Raw genomic sequence first — 20,792 nt, 5'->3', positions numbered from 1 at the left:
CCTGTTTTCGCAAGGAGTCCGCAGATGATGCTGAGCATCCTCGGCTTTGGCATGGTCATTACGTTCATGTACTTGATCATGAGCAAGCGCCTGTCGCCGCTCGTCGCCCTGATCACCATTCCCATCCTGTTCGCGCTGATCGGTGGCTTCGGTGCCGGCATCGACGAGATGATGCTGGAGGGCATCAAGAAGATCGCGCCGACCGGCGTGATGCTGATGTTCGCCATCCTCTACTTCGGGGTGATGATCGACGCAGGCCTGTTCGATCCGCTGGTGCGGGTGATCCTGCGCTTCGTCAAGGGCGATCCGATGAAGATCGTGCTTGGCACCGCCGTGCTGGCGATGCTGATCTCGCTCGATGGCGACGGTTCGACCACCTACATGATCACCGTCTCGGCGATGCTGCCGCTGTACCAGCGGCTGGGCATGAACGCGCTGAACATGACCTGCGTGACCATCCTCGCCGGCGGCGTGATGAACCTGACCCCGTGGGGCGGCCCGACCGCACGCGCGGCCACTGCGCTGCACGTGGACCCGGCCGATGTGTTCGTGCCGCTGATCCCGTCGATGGTGATCGCCTGTGCCGGCGTGCTGCTGCTGGCCTGGTACCTGGGCCTGAAGGAACGCCGTCGCCTCGGCGTGGTGACCCTGCCCAAGGGCGGCAGCTGGATGGACAACAGCGTGTCCGATGACAGCAATCCGCTGCCGACCGTGGAAGACGCCGAGGACATCAAGCGGCCGAAGCTGCTGTGGGTGAACCTGGCCCTGACCGTGGCGCTGATGACCGCGCTGATCATCGGCGTGCTGCCGATGCCGGTGCTGTTCATGGTCGGCTTCGCCATCGCCCTGGTGATCAACTACCCGAACCTGGCCGAGCAGCGCCGCCGTGTGGTCAACCACGCCGGCAACGTGCTGTCGGTGGTGTCGCTGATCTTCGCCGCAGGCATCTTCACCGGCATCCTCAACAACACCGGCATGGTCGAAGCGATGTCGCACAGCTTCCTGGCGGTCATTCCGGAGTCGTGGGGCCCGTACCTGGCGGTGATCACCGCGGTGGCGTCGATGCCGTTCACCTTCTTCATGTCCAACGACGCGTTCTACTTCGGCGTGCTGCCGATCCTGTCCGAGGCCGCCGGCAACTACGGCATCACTCCGGTGGAAATGGCGCGCGCCTCGCTGGCCGGCCAGCCGGTGCACCTGCTCAGCCCGCTGGTGCCGTCCACCTACCTGCTGGTGGGCCTGGCCAAGGTCGAATTCGCCGACCACCAGAAGTTCACCCTGAAGTGGGCCATCGCCATCTCGATGCTGCTGATGATCGGCAGCCTGCTGTTCGGCCTGTATCCCCTCGCCGCCTGACCCTTTGCCAAGGAGCCTTCTGCAATGACGCTTCGAATCGCTTACGTCACCAGTGGAATGGGCAGTGTCGGCACTGCCATCTGCCAGAGCCTGGCCCGCAGCGGCCACACCGTGGTTGCCGGCTGCGCGCCGAACTCGCCGCGCAAGGCCAACTGGCTGCGCGAGCAGCGCGAACAGGGCTTCGACTTCATCGCCTCCGAAGGCAACGCGACCGACTGGGCCTCGACCAGCGCCGCGTTCGCCAAGGTCCGCGCCGAAGTGGGTGAGGTCGATGTACTGGTCAACAACTCCGGCGGCAGCCGCGACCTGCTGTTCCGGCAGATGACGGTGGAGGACTGGAACGCGGTGATCGCCTCCAACCTCAATGCGCTGTTCAACCTGACCAAGCAGGTAGTCGACGGCATGGCCACGCGGGGCTGGGGCCGCATCATCAACATCGGCTCGGTCAGCGCCCACAAGGGCCAGATCGGCCAGGTGAACTACGCCACCGCCAAGGCCGCGATGCATGGCTTCAGCCGTGCGCTGGCCGCCGAAGTGGCTTCGCGCGGCGTCACCGTCAACACGCTGTCGCCGGGCTACATCGCCAGCCAGGCGATCAGCAGCTTCCCGCCGGATGTACTGGACCGGCTGGCGGCCTCGGTGCCGGTGCGCCGCCTGGGTCGCCCCGAGGAAGTGGCCGGCCTGTGCGCCTGGCTGGCCTCGGATGAAGCCTCGTACGTGACCGGCGCCGACTATCCGGTCAACGGTGGCCTGTACATGGGGTAAGCCAGTCTCCACGCTGCGCGTGGACCGCCTCCCCCACGGAGTGCGCGGGGCCGGTGAACCTTTGCTTGCGAAGGGAATCCGGCCCCTTTATTCATCCGGCTGCGGGACCTGCGCGGGTGCCCTGCACCATTCGTTGGTTTTCCGTAAAGAAGGTTTCATGTTCCGTTCGCATAGTGGCCCTGCACCGCGCACGCGTGCCGGTGATCACCCCCCATGCAACGGACCACCATGCAGACCCGACACCTGACGATCGCCGTAGCGATCGTGCTCTCCGCCGCTGCCAGCGCCCATGCCGCCACCACCGCCGATACCGGCGCCAGCACCGATGCCGCGCTGAGCGCGCAGACGCTGGATACCGTCTCCGTGATCGGCCAGGGCGAGACCCGCCAGGTGCAGCGCATCACTGCCGTGGACAAGCAGGTGCTGCCGCCGGGCACCAGTGGCCAGAAGATCCTCGATCGCCTTCCGGGCGTGTCGGTGCAGTCCAACGATGCCTTTGGCGCCAACGAGGAATCGCAGACCATCAGCCTGCGCGGCTTCGACAAGAGCCGCCTGGGCTACACGCTGGACGGCATCCCGCTGGGCGACAACAGCTACGGCAATTACAACGGCCTGAGCATCGCCCGCGCGATCATCGCCGAGAACCTGGCCGGCGCCGAACTGTCGCAGGGCATTGGTTCGCTGGGCGTGGCCTCGACCAGCAACCTGGGCGGCACCATCCAGTATTTCTCGATGGATCCGTCCACCGAATTCGGTGGCCGCGCCAGCGTCACCGTCGGCGACAACCACCAGCGCCGCGGCTACCTGCGCGTGGACACCGGCGACCTCAACGGCTTCTCGGCCTATGTGTCCGGCGTGCACCAGGACCAGGACATGTGGGCCGCGCCGTACCAGAACCAGACCACCCGCCAGTTCAATGCCAAGGCAGTGTGGAACGTTGGCGACCACCGTTTCGGTGCGTTCGTGGCGACCTCGCGCGCCAGCCAGGCCAACTATGCCTACCTGTCCAAGGACATGCTGGCACGCGGACTGGGGTATGACTGGAACATCTACGCGCCGGACTGGGATCGCGCCGTCGCCGCCGCGTACTGCGCGCCTGGCACCTACAACAAGGCGCGCTGCAAGTTCAGCGGCGGCGTCAACAGCATCGACGATGCGTACTATCAGAGCCGTGCGCTGCGCGACGACAACCTGTACTCGGTCGATGCCGACCTGCGCCTGGGCGAGCAGGGCCGCCTGAAGCTGCTGGCCTACCACCACGACAACCGTGGCCAGGGCCACTGGTGGGCACCGGGCCAGCCGTCCTACCCGGGTACCGACAGGATGCTGCCGATCTCGATCCGCAGCACCAACTACACGATCAACCGCGATGGCCTGACCGCCGCGCTGTCGTGGACGGCGGGCATCCACGAGCTGGAAGCCGGCCTGTGGTACGAGCAGAACGACCATAACGTGTCGCGCAACTTCTACTACATCAGCGGCCCGTTCCTGGACGACCTGTACCTGAAGAACCCCGACCGCTTGCTGTTCAACCAGGACTTCGACATCCGCACGCGCCAGTTCTACGTGCAGGACCGCATGCGCTTCCTGGACCAGCGCCTGACCGTAGACGTGGGCATCAAGAACCCCAACACCCGCATGCGCGCCACCGCGCAGCCCGGCGTTGAAACCCGCATTGCGTCGGGCACACTGACCGCCAAGGAATCGGTGCTGCCGCAGGTAGGCCTGGGCCTCAAGCTCAACGCCAACAACGAGCTGTTCGCCTCCTACGCCGAGAACATCGCCGCCTTCGTCGGCGGTGGCAGCGGCGGCCCGCTGCAGGTGTCGCCGGAATCGTTCGCGGCCAGCGCCGGGCTGGAGCCGGAGAAGTCCAAGAGCCTGGAAGCCGGCTTCCGCACTTTCGGTGAGAAGTACCAGGCCTCGATCGCTGCATACAACGTCAAGTTCGACAACCGCCTGCTGTCGCTGAACCCGTGTTCGAGCATCGAAGTCGGCACGCGCCCGGAGTGCGTGACGCGCTTCATCAACGTCGGTTCGGTGAAGAGCCATGGCGCGGAACTGACTTTCATCCTCAAGCCGATTGATGGCCTGCAGTGGTACAACGCGCTGTCCTGGAACAAGACCACCTACGAGGATGACTACACCTCGGGCGGTGCGATCGTTCCGGTGGCCGGCAAGATCACGGTGGATACGCCGCAGCGCATGGCCTCCAGCGAGATCAGCTGGAACCGCGACGGCTTCTTCGCCAGCCTGCGTGCGAAGTACACCGGCAAGCGCTACTACACCTACACCAACGACCAGTCGGTGCCGGGCGTGACCACCTTCGACGCCGGTGCGGGCTACGATTTCGGCCCGGGCCTGGGCCTGCGCAACGTGCGGGTGTCGTTGAACGCGACCAACCTGACCAACAAGCGCTACGCCGGCCAGCTGAGTTCGTTCGCACCGACTGATCCGAAGGGCACGCGCTATGCGATCCATGCGAGCGCACCGCGGCAGCTGTTCATGACGGTGGCGGCGGAGTTCTAGGTCAGAAGCGGGCGCTGCGGCGCATTGAGTGTTCCTGCATGGCGCAGGTAGGCAGGCCCATGCAGGACACGCCGTAAACCCGTCCTTGGGGGCTCGATGGCGCCATCCATGGCGCCAACGGTCCTGCATGGGCCTGCCTACCCGCGCTCGACAATTCCCAGCGCCGGCGCGGAGGCAATGGAAAGCAAGAGCAAAAGCAAAGCGCCGGGCATTGCCCGGCGCTTTGCTTTTCAAGCTTCTCAAACGCAATCCCTCTGGTGGACCTGCTGCCGCGCCCGCAGGAAATTGTCTGGAGGAGGCGGGGCACCCTGGTCAGGACCGTTGGCGCCATGGATGGCGCCATCGAGCACCATGGAGGGGCTTTTGCGTGTCCTGACCAGGGTGCCCCGCCTCCGCCCAGCCGATAGCAGGCAGGCGCAGGAGGATCCGCCAACGCATTTCATTCCGGCGCCAGCTGGTCCATCCGTATCCGGTTGGCGAACAGCGAGAACGCCAGCATGCCGGCCAGGCCGTTCGCCCGGCTCACCCAATGCGGCAGCCAGCGCGGCGGCTTCAGTATTCCCGCCTCGAACAGCGGCGCGAACGCGATCGCATCGGCCAGGCTCATCTTGCCGGCGAACAACCAGCGGCAGACCTGCAGGCGGTCCTCGGCCAGCATGTGCCGGAAGAAGGTATGCACCGATACCAGGCCGCGCAGGTACACCGTGTCCTTGGTGAAGGCCAGGCCGCCACTCGGCGGCACGCCACGGAACACGCGCTGGGCCGAGGCGAAACTCTCTTCCGCGTTCTGCCCGGCATCGCAGAAATAGCGGAACACTTCGATGAAATCAGCGCCTTCGCGTGCCATCGCAATCGCTTCGGTACGCAGGCTGATGCGTTTCAGGCGCTCGATGTCGATGCTGCCGGTGATCTGCTCGGCGAAGGTCGCCAACCCTTCCTGGGTCGCCGTTACCCGTGGCGAGGACAACGCCAGGCTCGGCAGTACCGGCTGGCCGCGGCCATTCAATGCGGTCAGCGAATGCACCAGCGCTTCGTGGTGGAACAACTGCGCGCGGTCGTAGGCGCTGAAGCGCGCGCTGGTGCGCAGGCGGATGCGGGTCGGGCCGGCGGCGGCCTTGGACACCAGCTCCGGATCCAGCTGCACCTGGATGATGCGCGATTCGAAGAACGCATCCAGATCATTCTGCAGCTGCAGCTGCAGGGCGATGGCCGAGACCGGCACCTGCTCTTCCGGCGCCAGCAGTTCGTGGTCCAGTTCGGCGGCAATCTGTATGAAGTGGCGCGCCGCGTCGCGCGTGCTCGGGCCATTGCCCGGCAGCGGCTGCTCGGGGGCGCCGAACAGCTGCACCGAACAGGTATCAACGGCGGCGGTGCCCAGTCCTTCCAGCAGCTGCGCGGCCAGGTCCCAGCTCTGCGCTGACTGCCGCACGTAGTGGCCCAGCGGATGAGTGTCGTCGCAGTCGGCGGCGATCGCGGCCAGCGCGCGACGTTCTTCGCTGAAGTCCAGCCGTGGGTAATCCACCTTCGGCAGCACCGGCTGGCCGCGCGCCACGCTGTCCAGGAACGGTGCCTGCAGCGTGGCCGGCCAGCTGGTCAGGCCCAGCAGGCGGATGCCTCCCACGGCCTCGACCAGGCGCGCATCGAGCGCTGCATGGTGGGCCACATCACGGTCCAGCGTCGCAGTCGGTTCCATGCGCGGACTATAACGCCCTGCCGTGCCCGGCGCGGTGCGCCGCCGCCCGAGCATTGGCTCGGGCGCTACATGAAATGACTCCACCGCGGACCAGCTGTAGAGCCGAGCCCATGCTCGGCTGCCTTGTTACCGCCTACGCGGCTTGCCTGCCGGGCGGAACTGCTGGCCCTTGCCCTTCCTGCCGCCGCGCTCCTGCGCGGTCTCGGCCTGGCGTACCGCCAGCTTGGCGGCAGCGGCAGCCACTTCTTCCTTCAGCTTGAAATAGTTCAGCAACCGGCTCTCTTCGATCTCGCCCGCCTCGATCGCCGCACGCACCGCACAACCTGGTTCCTGCTGGTGCTTGCAGTCGTTGAAACGGCACTGTGCGGCCAGCGCCTCGATGTCGGCGAAGCCACCTTCGGACAGCGTCTCTTCGCCGGTCGGCTTCAGCTCGCGCATGCCCGGGGTGTCGATCAGGCAGGCGCCCGTCGGCAACGGCATCAGCGCGCGGTGGGTGGTGGTATGGCGGCCACGCGAATCGTTGGCGCGCACCGCGTTGGTCTTCATCCGCTGCTCGCCAAGCAGGGTGTTGGTCAACGTGGATTTGCCGGCACCGGAGGAACCGACCAGCACCACCGTGCGGCCCGGGCCCAGCCACGGTTGCAGCACCGCCACACTGTCGGCATCCAGGCCGTTGATCGCATGCAGCGCGATGCCCTGCATCTCCAGCTCTTCCAGCACCGCCAGCGCATCCTCGCTGTACTCGGTCTGGTCGGCCTTGGTCAGCACCACCACCGGTTCTGCACCACCACCGCCGACCAGCAGCAGGTAGCGCTCGATGCGGCGCGGATTGAAGTCGGCATCCAGGCCGCAGACGATGAACACCGTGTCGATGTTGGCCGCGATCACCTGCTGGTGGTAGTGCTCGCCGGCGGCGCCACGCTTGATCGCGGTGCGGCGTGGCAGCAGCGCGACAATGCGGATGCCGTCCAGCAGCACCCAGTCGCCCACTGCAGGCCGCTCGTGGCTGGGGAAGCGCGGGCGCTGCCATTCCGGCAGCGATTCGGCCTTGATCGACGCATCCGGGCCATCGGCCACCACGTAGTGGGTGCGGTGCTGTTCGATCACCCGCGCCGGGCGGGCCTGCGGATGTGCGGCCATCGCGGCCTGCCAGTCGGCCTGCTGCGCCGGGCCCGGCCAGGGCCAGCCAATGGTCTGCAGGGCGATGAAATCGGGGGTCTGGGTCATCGCCGCCATTCTACCCGTGCCGATGCCCTGCCAGCCCAGCAATGACGGGCCCGGCGCCCCTGCCATGCATTGCAGCAATTCCGGTAGGATGGAAGCCCCATGCCTTTTGACGGCCCAGCTCCCATGTCCACCAACTCGCCCAAGCCCCTGGCCATCCGCGAGCGCCTTTCCGAAGTGCGCTACGAAATCCGCGGAGAACTGGCGCGGCGAGCCCGGGAGCTGGAGGCGCAGGGCCGCAAGCTGATCAAGCTCAACATCGGCAACCCGGGCAACTTCGGTTTCCGCGCGCCCGAGCACCTGCAGCGCGCGATCGCCGATGACATGGGCCGCACCGACCCGTACACCCACCAGCAGGGCCTGCCGGTCGCACGCGAAGCCATCGCGGCGTACTACGCCCGCCGTGGCGCACCGGATGCGCACCCCGACCGTGTGTTCGTCGGCAACGGCGTCAGCGAACTGATCGACCTGTCGCTGCGCGCATTGCTCAACCCGGGCGACGAAGTGCTGGTGCCCTCACCCGACTACCCGCTGTGGTCGGCCTCGACCATCCTCAACGATGGCCGCCCGGTGTACTACCGCTGCGCCGCCGAGAACGGCTTCCAGCCGGACCCGAGCGAGATCGAGACGCTGGTGTCCTCGCGCACCCGCGCCATCGTGCTGATCAACCCGAACAACCCCAGCGGCGCCAGCTACCCGCGTGAACTGCTCGAGCGCGTGGTCGAGATCGCGCGCCGCCACAACCTGCTGCTGCTGGTCGATGAGATCTACGACCAGATCCTGTACGACGATGCGGTATTCCAGCCGGTCGCGCCGCTGGCCGGCGACCACCCGTGCCTGACCTTCAGTGGCCTGAGCAAGGTGCACCGTGCCTGCGGCTGGCGCGTGGGCTGGGCCCACCTCAGCGGCGACGACGCGCGCCTGGGCGACTTCCGCGCTGCGCTGGACCTGCTCGGCGCGCTGCGCCTGTGCGCCAACGTGCCGGGCCAGTACGCCATCGAGGCCGCAGTGAACGGCCCGGACACCATCTCCGAACTGTGCACCCCGGGCGGCCGCCTGTATGAAACCCGCCGCGCGGTGATCGAAGCCTGCGAAGCCAGTGAGCACCTGTCGCTGGTCGCGCCGGCCGGTGCGCTGTACGCGTTCCCGGCCGTGGTCGGTGCCGCCGCCAAGGGCTTCGACGACCACAACTTCGCGCTGGATCTGATGAACAATGAAGGCGTGCTGGTGGTACCGGGTTCCAGCTTCAACGTGCCCTACCGCCATCATTTCCGCGTGACCCTGCTGCCGGAAGCCTCGGTGATGCGCGATGTGTTCGCCCGCATCGACCGCGTGCTGGCCCGCCGTGCCGAGGACGCGACCAAGGTCGTACCGCTGAAGCCACGCCGTTCGGTGGCCTGAGCCGTGGCGCTGTCCTACCTGGCGCTGGGCGACTCGTACACCATCGGTGAAGCGGTTGCGGTCGAAGGCCGCTGGCCGTACCAGCTCGCCGCCGCCCTGCGTGCGCAGGATGTGGCGCTGGCCGACCCGCAGACCATCGCCACCACCGGCTGGACCACCGACGAGCTGGACGCCGGCATCGATGCGGCCGCGCCGCAGGGCCCGTTCGATTTCGTCAGCCTGCTGATCGGCGTCAACAACCAGTACCGCGGCCGGCCGCTGGACGAGTACCGCGTACAGTTCCACGCCCTGCTGCAGCGGGCGATCGGCTTTGCCGGTGGCCGCCCCGGGCGTGTGCTGGTGCTGTCCTTCCCCGACTGGGGTGCAACCCCGTTCGGTATCGGCAGCGGCCGTGACCTGGCCGCGATCGAGATCGAGACCGACGAATTCAACGCGGCCGCTGAAGTGATCTGCACCCAGCAGGGCGTGGCCTTCGTCGACATCACCGACATCAGCCGTGACCACGGTGGCGACCCGGCGATGATCGCCGACGACGGCCTGCACCCTTCAGCACGGATGTACGCGCTGTGGAGCGCGCGCGCGCTGCCGGTCGCCGCCCACCTGCTCGGCGGAACGGACTGACCCGATGGATGGCACGCCACGGAACGGCCAGCCCCTGCCCTGCACACCCTTGAGCGCCGCGCAGGCCCGCGCGATCGCCGAGGCATTCCGCCCCGCACACGCCTGGGCCAGCCGCCGCGACTACTACTACACCCGCAGCAAGCTGGGCAGCGACCCGCTGTATGACGGCGTGCTGCAGCACCTGCCTGGCGACGGGCAACCCGTGCTGGACCTGGGCTGCGGGCTGGGCCTGTTCGCCCACGTGCTGCGCCAGCGCGGTGGCTGCCAGCCCTACCTGGGCGTGGACGTGGATGCCGGCAAGATCGCCCGTGCCCAGCGTGCCGCCACCGGCCTGCCCGCTGTGCGCTTCGACTGTCTGGACGTGCAGGCGCCGCTGCCGGCGCAGGCCGGGCATGTGCTGCTGCTGGATGTGCTGCAGTACCTGGACGCGGGCCCACAGCAGGCACTGCTGCGTGAGGCCAGTATGCGGGTCGCTCCCGGCGGCCGCCTGCTGCTGCGCACGCCACTGGCCACCGGCGATGGCCGCGACCGCACCACGCGGGTGGCGGACCGGCTGGCCTGGCTGGTCGGCTGGATGGGCACGCGGCCGCGCCACTACCCCGACCCGCAGGTGCTGCAGGCGACACTGGCCGAGGCCGGATTGAAAGTGACGGCGCCGCGCCCCCTGCACGGGCGCACGCCGTTCAACAGCTGGTTGCTGGTGGCCGAACGCCCCGCGTTGTAGCGCCGAGTGCAGCATGTGCCGGCGCTACGCTACAGGATGATCGCCAACCCTTCTAGCGCCGAGCCCATGCTCGGCTGCTCTACACCACCAGGGCCCGGCGTTACGGAACCGGCAGCCGCGCCTTCAGCCCCCGCTCGTCCAGCGCCTGCAGCACGCGTTCGATGATCGCCAGGTTGTGGCCGTGGGCGGCCCCCTCATGCAGCAGCACGATGGCGCCCGGGCGCAGGTCCGGCAGCAGCCGCGACAGCACGCCCTCCGGCGTGCAGCCGACACCGTCGTAGCCACGGGCGCTCCAGCCCACGCGCACCAGTCCCAGCGCCTTCAGCACCGGCGCCACGAACGGATTGGTCATGCCCACCACCGAACGGTACCAGCGCACCGGGCGGCCGCTTACCGCCTGCAGCGCATGCTGGCAGCCCTCGATCTCGGCACGCATCGCTGCCGGGCCCAGCCGCCAGAAGCGCGCCTGCGGATGGCTGTGGCTGTGGTTGCCCAGGTCGTGGCCGCGGCGCAGGATCTCCTGCACCAGCTCCGGCTGTGCCAGCGCACGCTCGCCCACCAGGAAGAAGGTGGCGCGGGCCTGGTAGCGGTCCAGCAGGTCGAGCACCGCACGGGTCTCCGGGCCGGGACCGTCATCGATGGTCAACCAGACGCTGTTTCCGGCCTCTCCCATCCGGCTCAGCACCGGCGCGTAGAAGCGGCTGTTGGGCAGGAATACCGGCACCAGGAACAGTGCGTGGCTGGCCACCATCACGGGCAGCCCCCAGTGCCAGCCGGCCAGGGCCCAGACCAGGATCACGGCCAGCTGCGACGCCACCAGCCAGGGCAGCCAGCGCCAGGGCCGGGTCGGGATGCGATGCAATGTTCCTGCGTTGCTCATCCCCCATGATGCCATGAGGGGTAGAATTGATGATTCGAATTCCCGGAACCCCGACGTCCATGTCCCTCGATCCCGCCCTGCGTTCGCGCATCGAATCCATCCTCAACGCCAACCGCGTCGTGCTGTTCATGAAGGGCCAGCCGTCGATGCCGCAGTGCGGTTTCTCGGCCAAGGCCGTGGGCGCCCTGCAGGACCTCGGCGTCGAGTTCGCCCACGTCAACGTGCTGGCCGACCAGGAAATCCGTGAAGGCATCAAGGCCTATGGCGACTGGCCGACCATTCCGCAGCTGTACATCGACGGCGAACTGGTCGGCGGCAGCGACATCGTGCTGCAGATGGCTGCCAGCGGCGAGCTGAGCAGCGTGCTGGGCCTGGCCGCGCCGGACCGTACCCCGCCGAGCATCACCGTCACCCCGGCGGCCGTGGAAATGCTCAAGGGCGCGCTGGCCGATGCCCCGGGTGCTGCTCTGCAGCTGTCCATCGACGCCGGTTTCCAGCCGAACTTCCAGCTGGCCCCGCACGACGAAGGTGCCATCGCCGCCGAGTCCAACGGCCTGCGCGTGCAGTTCGACCTGGCCAGCGCCCGTCGCGCCAACGGCATCACCATCGACTGGGTGGACGACATCCGCGGCAAGGGCCTGGCCATCGACAACCCGAATGCGCCCAAGCCGGTGCAGGAAATCAGCGTGCGCGATGCCGACGACCTGGTGCGTGCCGGCAACATCACCCTGGTGGACGTGCGCCCGGCCGACGAGCGTGAAATCGCCGCCGTGGGCGTGCCGTTCAAGACCTTCGACGGCAACGGCCGCGCCGCGCTGGAAGCCCTGCCCAAGGACACCGCGCTGGCCTTCATGTGCCACCACGGTGGCCGCAGCGCGCAGGCCGCCGAGCAGTTCCGCGCCCTGGGCTTCACCAAGGTGTTCAACGTCACCGGCGGCATCAACGCCTGGTCGGAAGACGTCGACAACGGCGTGCCGAAGTACTGATTGAAGGCCCGGGGTCAGAGCCCTTTCCTGCGGAAAGGCGATCTGACCCCTAAAAAGGGGACGGAGGGAATTAAGTCGTTTGTGGCAAAAACGACTTAATTCCCTCCGTCCCCTTTTTCTTAGCCGGCGAAACCGCCTTCGGCCAGGTAGTCCAGTTCTTCCGGTGAGGGAATGCGACCCAGCACGGCGTTGCGGTGGGGGAAGCGACCGAAGCGGCGGATGATGTCGCGGTGCAGCTCGGCGTACTGCAGGTATTCCTTGTCGCCCAGCACGTCGAACATCGCCACCGAGCGGTCCTGGTCCAGCGGATCCTCGGAGTGCTCGAACGGCAGGTAGATGAAGGCGCGCAGCTTGGGCACCAGCTGCAGGTCCAGGCCTTCCTCGATGGCGCGCATGGCGTAGTGCCGGGCCAGGCCATCGGTGGCGTAGGAATGGGCGCTACCGCGGAAGCAGTTGCGCGGGAACTGGTCCAGCAGCAGCATCAGCGCCAGTGCGCCCTCGGCACTGCCCAGCCAGTGTTCGCGCGCGCGCGAGGCGGCTGCGAAATGCTCATCCAGGAACAACTGGCGGAACTGCGCGTCGAACGCATCATCGCGGGCGAACCACTTCGCAGGGCCCGCCTCTTTCCAGAATTCCACCACGTGCGCGGCAACGTCCATCACCTACTCCCCAGGGCCGGCGCGCCGCGCCAGGCCATCATCATCATTCGTCGAAGCGCAGGTGGCGGACCGACTTGCCGTTGCGCCGGATAAGCTTAAGCGCCTCGATACCGATCTGGATATGGTTTTCCACGAACTGGGAGCTGACCTTGGCATCGGAGGCCTCGGTCTTGACCCCATCGGGGATCATCGGCTGGTCCGACACCAACAGCAGTGCGCCGCTGGGAATGTGGTTGGCGAAGCCAGCGGCGAACACGGTGGCGGTTTCCATGTCGATGGCCATGCAGCGCATCGCCCGCAGCCGCTCCTTGAACGCCTCGTCGTGCTCCCAGACCCGGCGGTTGGTGGTGTAGACGGTACCGGTCCAGTAGTCGTGGCCGAGATCACGGATCATGGTCGAGACCGCACGCTGCAGCGCGAACGCCGGCAAGGCCGGCACTTCCGGCGGCAGGTAGTCGCCCGAAGTGCCCTCACCGCGGATCGCTGCGATCGGCAGCACCAGGTCACCCAGCTGGTTCTTGCGCTTCAGGCCACCGCACTTGCCCAGGAACAGCACCGCCTTGGGCATCACCGCCGACAGCAGGTCCATGATGATCGCGGCATTGGGGCTGCCCATGCCGAAGTTGATCATGGTGATGCCATCGATGGTGGCGCTGGCCATCGGCCGGTCCAGGCCGATGACCGGGGCGCCGGTCAGCGCGGAGAAGGTGTGCAGGTAGCCGCCGAAATTGGTCAGCAGGATATGCTGGCCGAACTGGTCCAGCGGAACGCCGGTATAACGCGGCAGCCAGTTGTCGACGATTTCCTGTTTGCTCTTCATGCCCGGTCCGGTTCTGCAGGGGCGCCATTGTAGGCAACGCTGCGCCTGCCCTGCCACACAAAGAGAAGGGGCGGCCCAACGGCCGCCCCTCCTGGTTTCCCTGCGGGAGCCGGTGGCTTAGAAACGCACCGACCAGCGCAGGTTGGCACCGTGGTCGCGGCTTTCGTCGCCGAACTGGCCGCTGTAGCCCAGTTCCAGCTGCTGCCTGGCGGTCAGCCAGGCCGAGAGGCCCAGTTCGGCCACCACCGCGCTGTCGGCGATGGGTGCACCGTTGACCACGAAGCTGTCACCGCCGGTGGCAAAGCCCAGGCGGGCCGACGGGTTGCGGTCGCCGCTGGCGTGGCGGTACGCCACCGCGCCGCGCACGTGCAACCAGCTGTCCTGCTGGAACGAGGCCTTCAGGCCCTTGTCGAAGCGCACGCCGGCCGTGGCCAGGGTGGTGCGCACGTCGTCCACCGAACCCTGCAGGGCCGCAGCACCGCCACGCTCGTTCACGTGCTTGGTGTCCACTTCCACGCGGGCCACCTGCACGTACGGCTCCAGGCCGGCCTCGCGGCCACCGAAGCGGTAGGCCGCTTCGATGAAGGCCTGGCGGGTACGCGCGTCGTAGCGGGCGCTCAGGGTGTCGCTGTAACCGGCGAACGCCAGCTCACGGGTACTGTCCACATCGTGTTCGCTCCATGCCAGGCCGCCACGCAGGCCGAAACCGCCCCAGTTGTGGCTGGCGTAGGCGCCGAAGTGGGTGTTGTCCACCTTCGACCTCGCACGGCGCCCTTCGCCCTGCTTCACGTCGGTGCGGCCGGTACCGGCCAGCACGCCCACCTGCCAGCCGCCGAACTCGCGGTCGGCACCGACCAGCAGGCCGTTGCTGTTGGCTTCGGTGCGGGCGGTGTTGGTGTTGCCATCCAGCGTGGTGCTGCCGGCCAGGGCCTGCACCCACACACCGGTGGCGTCGCCGCCTTCGGCACCCGGTGCAGCGGCACCGGCACGGCGGGCCAGCGCGGCATCACGCACGTAGCGGCTGCCTTCCAGCAGGGCCGCGCTGGTGGCGGCATGCAGTTCGCCGCTGAGGCTGTCCAGTGCGCTGCCCACCTGTTCCGGGAACAGCATGGTCAGCGGACGCGGCAGGCCCTGGTTGACCGCCAGACCGTCGACCACGGTGGCCACGGCCAACTGGTTGGCGGTGGTGGCCGCGGTAGCCAGCGCGTTGCCGCGGGTCACTTCAATGCGCGCGCCGGCGGCGGAGTAGGCCAGGCCGAACTGCAGGAAGGGCGAGAAGGCGCTGAAATCGGTGCTGGCGAACCGACCGTTCACGCCGCCGTCGGCCTGGATGAAGTTGAACTGCTCGCCCAGGTAGTAGGTGCCCGGTTCCGGCAGCGCCACCAGGGTGCCGCCCAGGGTGGCGGTGCCGGTCACGTGCAGCTGGTCGCTGCGGCTGCCCGGGGCCACCTCGGCCTGGTACACGCCAGTGGCGGTCTGCACATAGTCACCGTTGATGGTGAGCGTGCCGATGGAGTTGCCCGGAGCGATGATGCCGGCCACGGTGGTGTTTCCCAGCTGGCCCACGCCCTTCAGCGTGCCCTTTTCACCCACGAAGGTGCTGCCGCCGGTCTGCACGCCGTTGAAGGACACCACGCCGCCGGTGACGGTCAGGTCCGAGCCGTCCAGCACACCGGTGGCGGTGATGCGGCTGCTGCCGCCCAGGCTGTTCAGCGCTGTGTTCTGCAGGGTGCCGTTCAGCAGGAAGGTTCCGCCGGTCACGTCCACGGCGCTGGTCAGCGTGTTCACGCCGTCCAGTTCCAGCACGCCTTCGCGCACCACCGCGCCGTTGAAGCTGTTGTCGCCGCTCAGGCGCAGCCAGCCGATGCCGCTCTTGGTCAGTTTGCCCGGGCCGCCGATATCATTGGTCCAGTCGTCCCATGCATCACCTTCCCACACCTTCAGGCCGCCGGCCTTCTGGTTCATCACCACATCGGTGTCCACGCGCAGCGAGCCGTAGCCTTCGACGGCCGCAGCCAGGTTCATCAGGCCCCAGCCGTAGACATCGTCCACGCCTGCAGCACCCAGGTCGGTGGCGGTGGTCAGCAGCACGTCGCGCACCTGCGCGCTGTCCAGGTACGGGAAGCGCTCGAACAGCAGGCCCAGCGCGCCGGTGACGTGCGGGGCGGCCATGGACGTGCCGCTCAGTTCCTCGTAATCGGACGACGGGGTCTGGCTGATGATGTCCACCACCAGGTTGCCATTGTCATCGTAGAAATCACCTTCGATCACCGAATCGGGACCGTACACGGTCGAGTTGATGTTCGAGCCGGGCGCGGCGAGGCACCAGTTCGCCGCCAGGCCACAGCGCATCGAGCGGTTGCTCAGCTCCAGGTCCTGATTGACGTTGACCACGGCCAGCCAGTACGGCTCGACGTCGGCGACGGCGCGCGGCAGCGAGGCATACATGCCGGCAATCGGCGCTTCTTCCGGCGAAGTGTTGGGCGAATCGGTGTTGCCAGCGGCCCATACCTGGATCAGGCCGCTGCTGCGCGAACCTTCGGCCATCGCAGCCAGACTGGCGGCGAACACCGGGTGCGACTGGTACATGTCCAGGTCTTCCGCTGTGGTCGGCTCGTTGGCCAGGCCCCAGCTGTGGTTGATGGCGCGCACACCCTGCTCGTTCATCTGCGCATACAGCTGCGGGTAGATCGAATCGTCGGCCTGGATGGCGGCGATGGTCTGTTCGTCCAGATACAGGGAACCGCCGATATTCACCACCGACAGGTAGGTGGCGCTGTTGGAGAACAGGCGGGCCACGCTCAGGTCGGCGCCGAAGGCAACACCGTGGGTGCCGTGGCCATCACGGTTGGCGGCGATGGTGCCCGACACGTGGGTACCGTGCACGTTGTAGCTCAGGCCTTCGTAGAAGCCATTGCGCTCCAGCAGATCGGCATAGTCCGGGTCGAGCAGCTGGTAGGACACGGCCACCTGGTCACCGTCGCTGGCGAAGCAGGCGTCCGGGCCACTCAGCACTTCGCGCGCGCACAGGCTGCCATCGGCCAGCACATCGGCCAGATGGATGCTGCGGTGGTCCTTGCCGGCGAACTCGTCGTGGTCCAGGCCGGTGCCGCTGTCGAACACGCCCAGGCGGATGCCGGTGCCGGTCAGTCCGCGTGCGTAGGCCACATCGGCGTTGATCGCCTGCAGGCCCCAGTCGCTGTTGAATTCGGTGGTGCGCCAGCTGGCGGCATCACCCGGCTTGCCCATGATGGGTTCCGGATCGACTTCCACATCGGCGGCGGCGGCGACGGCCAGCGACGGCGAAGCGGTGAGGACCGGTGCGGCAAACGCGGCCTGCAGGCTGCGCTGGAACTGGTAACGCGACAAGGCGTCTGCGTTGCTGTCCTGGGCCAGCGCCGGCAGAGCGGCGGCCATCAGCAGCGAGCCAACAATGGCCGAGGCCAGGGGTGAGGGGAGGATCGAGCGGCGGGAAGCGGTGGAGCGATACGACGGGAAGACAATCATCTGCAGTTACGTCCTTGATTCCTTGAAATATTTCAGGTGCAGCTCCGTCATGGAGCAATGGAAAGCACACCTCACGGCGGGTCAGCGCTCGCTGTCCCACCGGTTGGTAGCGGCAGGTGTCACAAAAAATTAATGCTTCGTTCAGAATTTTTGTATAGGAAAATCCCCACCCCTGCCCCTGCCCAAGGTCACTTGGCAAGTGGTATCGACGACGGATAGCGTCGGCGGATTCACGCTTGGGTTGGGGATCTCTGCATGGCATCGATGGTGTTGCGCGCCGCTCTTGGGATGGCGCTGGTTTCGTTGAGCACGGCACCGGCGATGGGCGCCTCGCGCTTCGTCGCCGATCCCTACCCCAGCACCTACCGGGCGCATCCCGATGCGCCGGTGCTGATCCAGAACGCCACCGTGCTCACCGGCACCGGCCAGCGCCTGGACAACGCCGACGTGCTGCTGCGCGAGGGCCGCATCGCCGCCGTGGGCCGCCAGCTGCAGGCCGATGCCGGGGTCACCCGCATCGATGCGCGGGGCAAGTGGGTCACCCCGGGCCTGATCGACGTGCACTCGCACCTGGGCGTGTACCCCAGCCCGGGCGTCGGCGCGCACAGCGACGGCAACGAGATGACCGCACCGGTCACCGCCAATGTCTGGGCCGAGCACTCGGTGTGGCCGCAGGACCCGGGCTTCGCTACAGCCCTGGCCGGAGGCGTGACCAGCATGCAGGTGCTGCCTGGCTCGGCCAACCTGGTCGGTGGCCGTGGCGTGACCCTGAAGAACGTGCCGGCCATCACCTACCAGGCCATGAAATTCCCGGGTGCTCCGTGGGGGCTGAAAATGGCCTGCGGCGAGAACCCGAAACGGGTTTACGGCGAAGGCAAGGGCGTCGCCCCAGCCACGCGGATGGGCAACGTTGCCGGCTACCGCGCCGCCTTCATCGATGCTGCCGACTACATCGCCAAGAACAAACCCAAGCCGGCCAAGCGCAAGGGCTGGTTCGGCAGCGACAAGGGCGACAGCGCCGGTGATGCCGGCGGCAAGCGCGATCTCAAGCTGGACACGCTGGCCGGCGCGATCGAAGGCGACATCCGCGTGCACATCCACTGCTACCGCGCCGACGAGATGGCCACCATGCTCGACCTGGCCAAGGAATTTGGCTTCAAGGTGGCGGCCTTCCACCACGGCGTAGAGGCCTACAAGCTGGCCGACCGGCTGGCCGCCGACGGCGTCTGCGGTGCGCTGTGGGCCGACTGGTGGGGCTTCAAGATGGAAGCCTTCGATGGCATTCCGGAGAACATCGCACTGGTCGACCGGCCGAAGAACAGCTGCGCCATCGTCCATTCCGATTCGCCCGAAGGCATCCAGCGCCTGAACCAGGAAGCGGCCAAGGTGATCGCCGCCGCGCGCCGCGCGCACATGCCGGAGATCACGCCCGAACATGCCATCACCTGGATGACGGCCAATGCCGCCAGAGCGCTGGGCATTGAAGGCCAGACCGGCACCCTGGAGGCCGGCAAGATGGCCGACGTAGTGGTCTGGAACGGCAACCCCTTCGGTTCCTACGCGCTGGCCGAACAGGTCTTCATCGACGGCCGCCGCCTGTACGACCGCAGTGCGCCGGCAGCGACGCCGCGTTCCGATTTCCAGCTCGGCCAGGAGGTGCACTGATGGGCGCGTTGAACAAGCGTCGCCGGGCATGGCTCGGCGCTACGGTCATGGTGCTGGCCTGCCTCTCCGCAGCCGCGCAGGCGCAGGACCTGCTGGTCCGCAACGCCACCGTACATACGGCCAGCGCGCGCGGCAGCCTGCAGCACGCCGATGTACTGGTGCAGGGCGGCATCATCCGCGCAGTCGGCAACGGGCTGTCCGCACCGGCCGGGGCCAACGTCGTCGAGGCCGATGGCCGCCCGCTGACACCCGCGCTGTTCGGGGGCATCACCGAGATCGGCATCGAAGAAGTCTCCGGTGAAGCGAGCACGGTCGACAGCACGCTGAAGATCGGCGAACAACCGTTGCGCCCCGAATTCGATGTCACCCTGGCCTACAACCCGGCCTCGGTGCTGATCCCGGTGGCGCGCCTGGACGGCATCGGCTTCACCGCCCTGGGGGCCGCCACCGGTGGCGGCTTCGTCGCTGGCCAGGGCGGTGTGATGCGGCTGGACGGCAGCGCCGATCCCCTCGGGCCGCGCGCGCTGTTCCTGCGCCTGGGGTCGGCCGCAGTGGAACTGACCGGGCATTCGCGTGCGGCGCAATGGATGCTGCTGCAGCAGATGGTGGACGAGGCGCGTGGCCAGGTCGCCGCGGACTCACCGCATGCGCTGCTGACCCCGGCCGGGCGCCGCACGCTGGGCCGCTACCTGGCCGGCCAGGGCCGCATCGTGGTGGAGGTGGACCGTGCGGCGGACATCCGCCAGCTGCTGCGCTGGGCCGCCCGCGAGAAGGTGAAGATCGCCATTGCCGGTGGCAGCGAAGCCTGGCAGCTGGCACCGGAGCTGGCCGCCGCGCAGGTGCCGGTGTTCGTCGACGTGCTGTCCAACCTGCCGGCCAGCTTCGACCAGATCGGTGCAACCCTGGAAAATGCGGCACGCCTGCAACGGGCCGGCGTGGCGGTCTCGTTCGTGCAGCGTGGCGACGCCTCGCACAACGCCCGCAAGATGCGCCAGCTGGCCGGCAATGCCGTGGCCAATGGACTGCCCTGGGCCGACGGCCTGGCCGGCCTGACCCGGGTGCCGGCCCAGGCGTTCGGTGTGGCCGACCAGATCGGCAGCATCGAGCCGGGCAAGCGTGCCGACCTGGTGCTGTGGGAGGGCGACCCGCTGGACGTGGCGCACTATGCCGAACAGGTCTGGCTGGGCGGCCGGGCGATGCCGATGCGCTCGCGCCAGACCGAGCTGCGCGATCGCTACCTGCTGCGCAACGCGCAGCCCTGACCGCATTGAAGGACACCACCATGGCCACCCTGCGCTGGTATTTCGACTTCGTTTCGCCGTACTCCTACCTGCATTGGCAGAAGCTGAAGCAGCTGCCCGAGTTCCCGCGGATCCAGCCGGTGCCGATCGCCTTTGGTGCCGTGCTGCATCACCTGGGCAACCTCGGGCCGGCCGAGATTCCGGCCAAGCGCCGCTTCATCTACCGCCAGCTGCTGTGGACCGCGCAGGCCGAAGGCACACCGCTGCGGTTCCCGCCGGGCCACCCGTTCAATCCGCTGTCTGCCCTGCGCCTGTGCCTGGCCGCGGGTGGCAGCGCACAGGCGGTGGACGTGCTGTTCGACTGGATCTGGCGCGACGGCAATGCCGCCGACAGCGCCGAGGCCCTGCGCGAACCAGCCGCGCGGCTGGGGATCGAGGATGTCGCCAGCGCCATCGCGACTCCCGCGGTCAAGGAGCAGCTGCGGAGGAACACCGAGGCCGCCATTGCAACCGGCGTGTTCGGCGTGCCGACCCTGGCCATCGATGGCGAACTGTTCTGGGGCAACGACGCCCACCCACTGATGGCGGCGGTGCTGGCCGACCCGGATCTGCTGCGGCAGCCCGAATGGCAGCGCCTGGCCGAGCTTCCGGTGGCCGTGCAGCGCAGTCGCTGAACAGGGCGTGCCGCGTTTCCCTCGCGCGCCACGCCGGAATTTGAGATAGA

General features: G+C 67.7%; 16 protein-coding genes. 10 read left to right on the top strand and 6 right to left on the bottom strand.

Annotation, left to right across the window (positions count from 1 at the left end):
- The first annotated feature begins 27 nt into the window (after positions 1-27).
- The 3 genes from ACUVWL_RS21150 (at position 28) to ACUVWL_RS21140 (ending at position 4,647) form a co-directional block, all read left to right on the top strand.
- Positions 28-1,356, top strand: a complete 1,329-nt coding sequence (locus tag ACUVWL_RS21150) for a CitMHS family transporter (protein WP_005419191.1) — start codon at positions 28-30, stop codon at positions 1,354-1,356.
- A gap of 24 nt (positions 1,357-1,380) precedes the next feature.
- Positions 1,381-2,121, top strand: a complete 741-nt coding sequence (gene phbB, locus ACUVWL_RS21145) for an acetoacetyl-CoA reductase (RefSeq protein WP_005419193.1) — start codon at positions 1,381-1,383, stop codon at positions 2,119-2,121.
- Positions 2,122-2,349: 228 nt separating this feature from the next.
- Positions 2,350-4,647 carry a TonB-dependent receptor gene (locus ACUVWL_RS21140; RefSeq protein ID WP_445978729.1) on the top strand — a complete coding sequence of 766 codons (2,298 nt, stop codon included), beginning with the start codon at positions 2,350-2,352 and terminating at the stop codon, positions 4,645-4,647.
- Between the two features lie 439 nt (positions 4,648-5,086).
- On the opposite strand, the gene ACUVWL_RS21135 is transcribed toward ACUVWL_RS21140, so the two are convergent.
- Both ACUVWL_RS21135 and rsgA read right to left on the bottom strand, forming a co-directional pair.
- On the bottom strand, positions 5,087-6,340 hold the full coding sequence (locus tag ACUVWL_RS21135) for a flavohemoglobin expression-modulating QEGLA motif protein (RefSeq protein WP_053495753.1): 1,254 nt from the start codon (positions 6,338-6,340) through the stop codon (positions 5,087-5,089).
- A gap of 126 nt (positions 6,341-6,466) precedes the next feature.
- Positions 6,467-7,576 carry a ribosome small subunit-dependent GTPase A gene (gene rsgA, locus ACUVWL_RS21130; protein WP_075076346.1) on the bottom strand — a complete coding sequence of 370 codons (1,110 nt, stop codon included), beginning with the start codon at positions 7,574-7,576 and terminating at the stop codon, positions 6,467-6,469.
- Between the two features lie 114 nt (positions 7,577-7,690).
- On the opposite strand from rsgA, the gene ACUVWL_RS21125 reads away from it, so the two are divergent.
- The 3 genes from ACUVWL_RS21125 to ACUVWL_RS21115 are packed head-to-tail and all read left to right on the top strand — an operon-like array spanning position 7,691 to position 10,310.
- Entirely contained in the window at positions 7,691-8,965 is a 1,275-nt protein-coding gene (locus tag ACUVWL_RS21125) for a pyridoxal phosphate-dependent aminotransferase (protein ID WP_046432453.1), read from the top strand.
- A 3-nt stretch (positions 8,966-8,968) separates the two neighbouring features.
- Positions 8,969-9,586 (top strand): SGNH/GDSL hydrolase family protein, encoded by a 618-nt coding sequence (locus tag ACUVWL_RS21120; protein ID WP_053495757.1) that lies wholly within the window; start codon positions 8,969-8,971, stop codon positions 9,584-9,586.
- Between the two features lie 4 nt (positions 9,587-9,590).
- Positions 9,591-10,310, top strand: a complete 720-nt coding sequence (locus ACUVWL_RS21115) for a class I SAM-dependent methyltransferase (RefSeq protein WP_014648369.1) — start codon at positions 9,591-9,593, stop codon at positions 10,308-10,310.
- 100 nt (positions 10,311-10,410) lie between these two features.
- Here ACUVWL_RS21115 and ACUVWL_RS21110 read toward each other — a convergent pair whose 3' ends face one another.
- Positions 10,411-11,190: a polysaccharide deacetylase family protein gene (locus tag ACUVWL_RS21110; protein WP_032956574.1), complete on the bottom strand. Its 780-nt coding sequence runs from the start codon at positions 11,188-11,190 to the stop codon at positions 10,411-10,413.
- 59 nt (positions 11,191-11,249) lie between these two features.
- Between ACUVWL_RS21110 and grxD the strand changes: the two genes are divergently transcribed.
- The gene (gene grxD, locus ACUVWL_RS21105; protein WP_032956577.1) at positions 11,250-12,176 is read left to right on the top strand and encodes a Grx4 family monothiol glutaredoxin; all 927 of its coding nucleotides are present in this window, start codon (positions 11,250-11,252) and stop codon (positions 12,174-12,176) included.
- A 119-nt stretch (positions 12,177-12,295) separates the two neighbouring features.
- Here grxD and ACUVWL_RS21100 read toward each other — a convergent pair whose 3' ends face one another.
- From ACUVWL_RS21100 to ACUVWL_RS21090, 3 genes are all read right to left on the bottom strand, one after another.
- Positions 12,296-12,835, bottom strand: coding sequence for a DUF924 family protein (locus tag ACUVWL_RS21100; protein WP_014648372.1), 540 nt, complete (start codon positions 12,833-12,835; stop codon positions 12,296-12,298).
- A gap of 43 nt (positions 12,836-12,878) precedes the next feature.
- The gene (locus ACUVWL_RS21095) at positions 12,879-13,655 is read right to left on the bottom strand and encodes an AMP nucleosidase (RefSeq protein ID WP_005419211.1); all 777 of its coding nucleotides are present in this window, start codon (positions 13,653-13,655) and stop codon (positions 12,879-12,881) included.
- A 117-nt stretch (positions 13,656-13,772) separates the two neighbouring features.
- Positions 13,773-17,162 (bottom strand): autotransporter domain-containing protein, encoded by a 3,390-nt coding sequence (locus tag ACUVWL_RS21090; RefSeq protein WP_445978728.1) that lies wholly within the window; start codon positions 17,160-17,162, stop codon positions 13,773-13,775.
- Between the two features lie 255 nt (positions 17,163-17,417).
- Between ACUVWL_RS21090 and ACUVWL_RS21085 the strand changes: the two genes are divergently transcribed.
- The 3 genes from ACUVWL_RS21085 to ACUVWL_RS21075 are packed head-to-tail and all read left to right on the top strand — an operon-like array spanning position 17,418 to position 20,742.
- Positions 17,418-18,827, top strand: a complete 1,410-nt coding sequence (locus tag ACUVWL_RS21085) for an amidohydrolase (RefSeq protein ID WP_445978727.1) — start codon at positions 17,418-17,420, stop codon at positions 18,825-18,827.
- Entirely contained in the window at positions 18,827-20,089 is a 1,263-nt protein-coding gene (locus ACUVWL_RS21080) for an amidohydrolase family protein (protein WP_014648375.1), read from the top strand. The genes ACUVWL_RS21085 and ACUVWL_RS21080 overlap by 1 nt, the downstream gene beginning before the upstream one ends.
- Before the next feature lie 20 nt (positions 20,090-20,109).
- A complete protein-coding gene (locus ACUVWL_RS21075) occupies positions 20,110-20,742 on the top strand; it encodes a 2-hydroxychromene-2-carboxylate isomerase (RefSeq protein ID WP_032956588.1) in 633 nt (210 codons plus the stop codon).
- Positions 20,743-20,792 lie beyond the last annotated feature (50 nt).

The sequence above is a fragment of the Stenotrophomonas muris genome, from assembly GCF_052751275.1.
The sequence above is the reverse complement of the archived record's forward strand: the minus strand, read 5'-3'. Positions and strand labels throughout refer to the sequence as shown.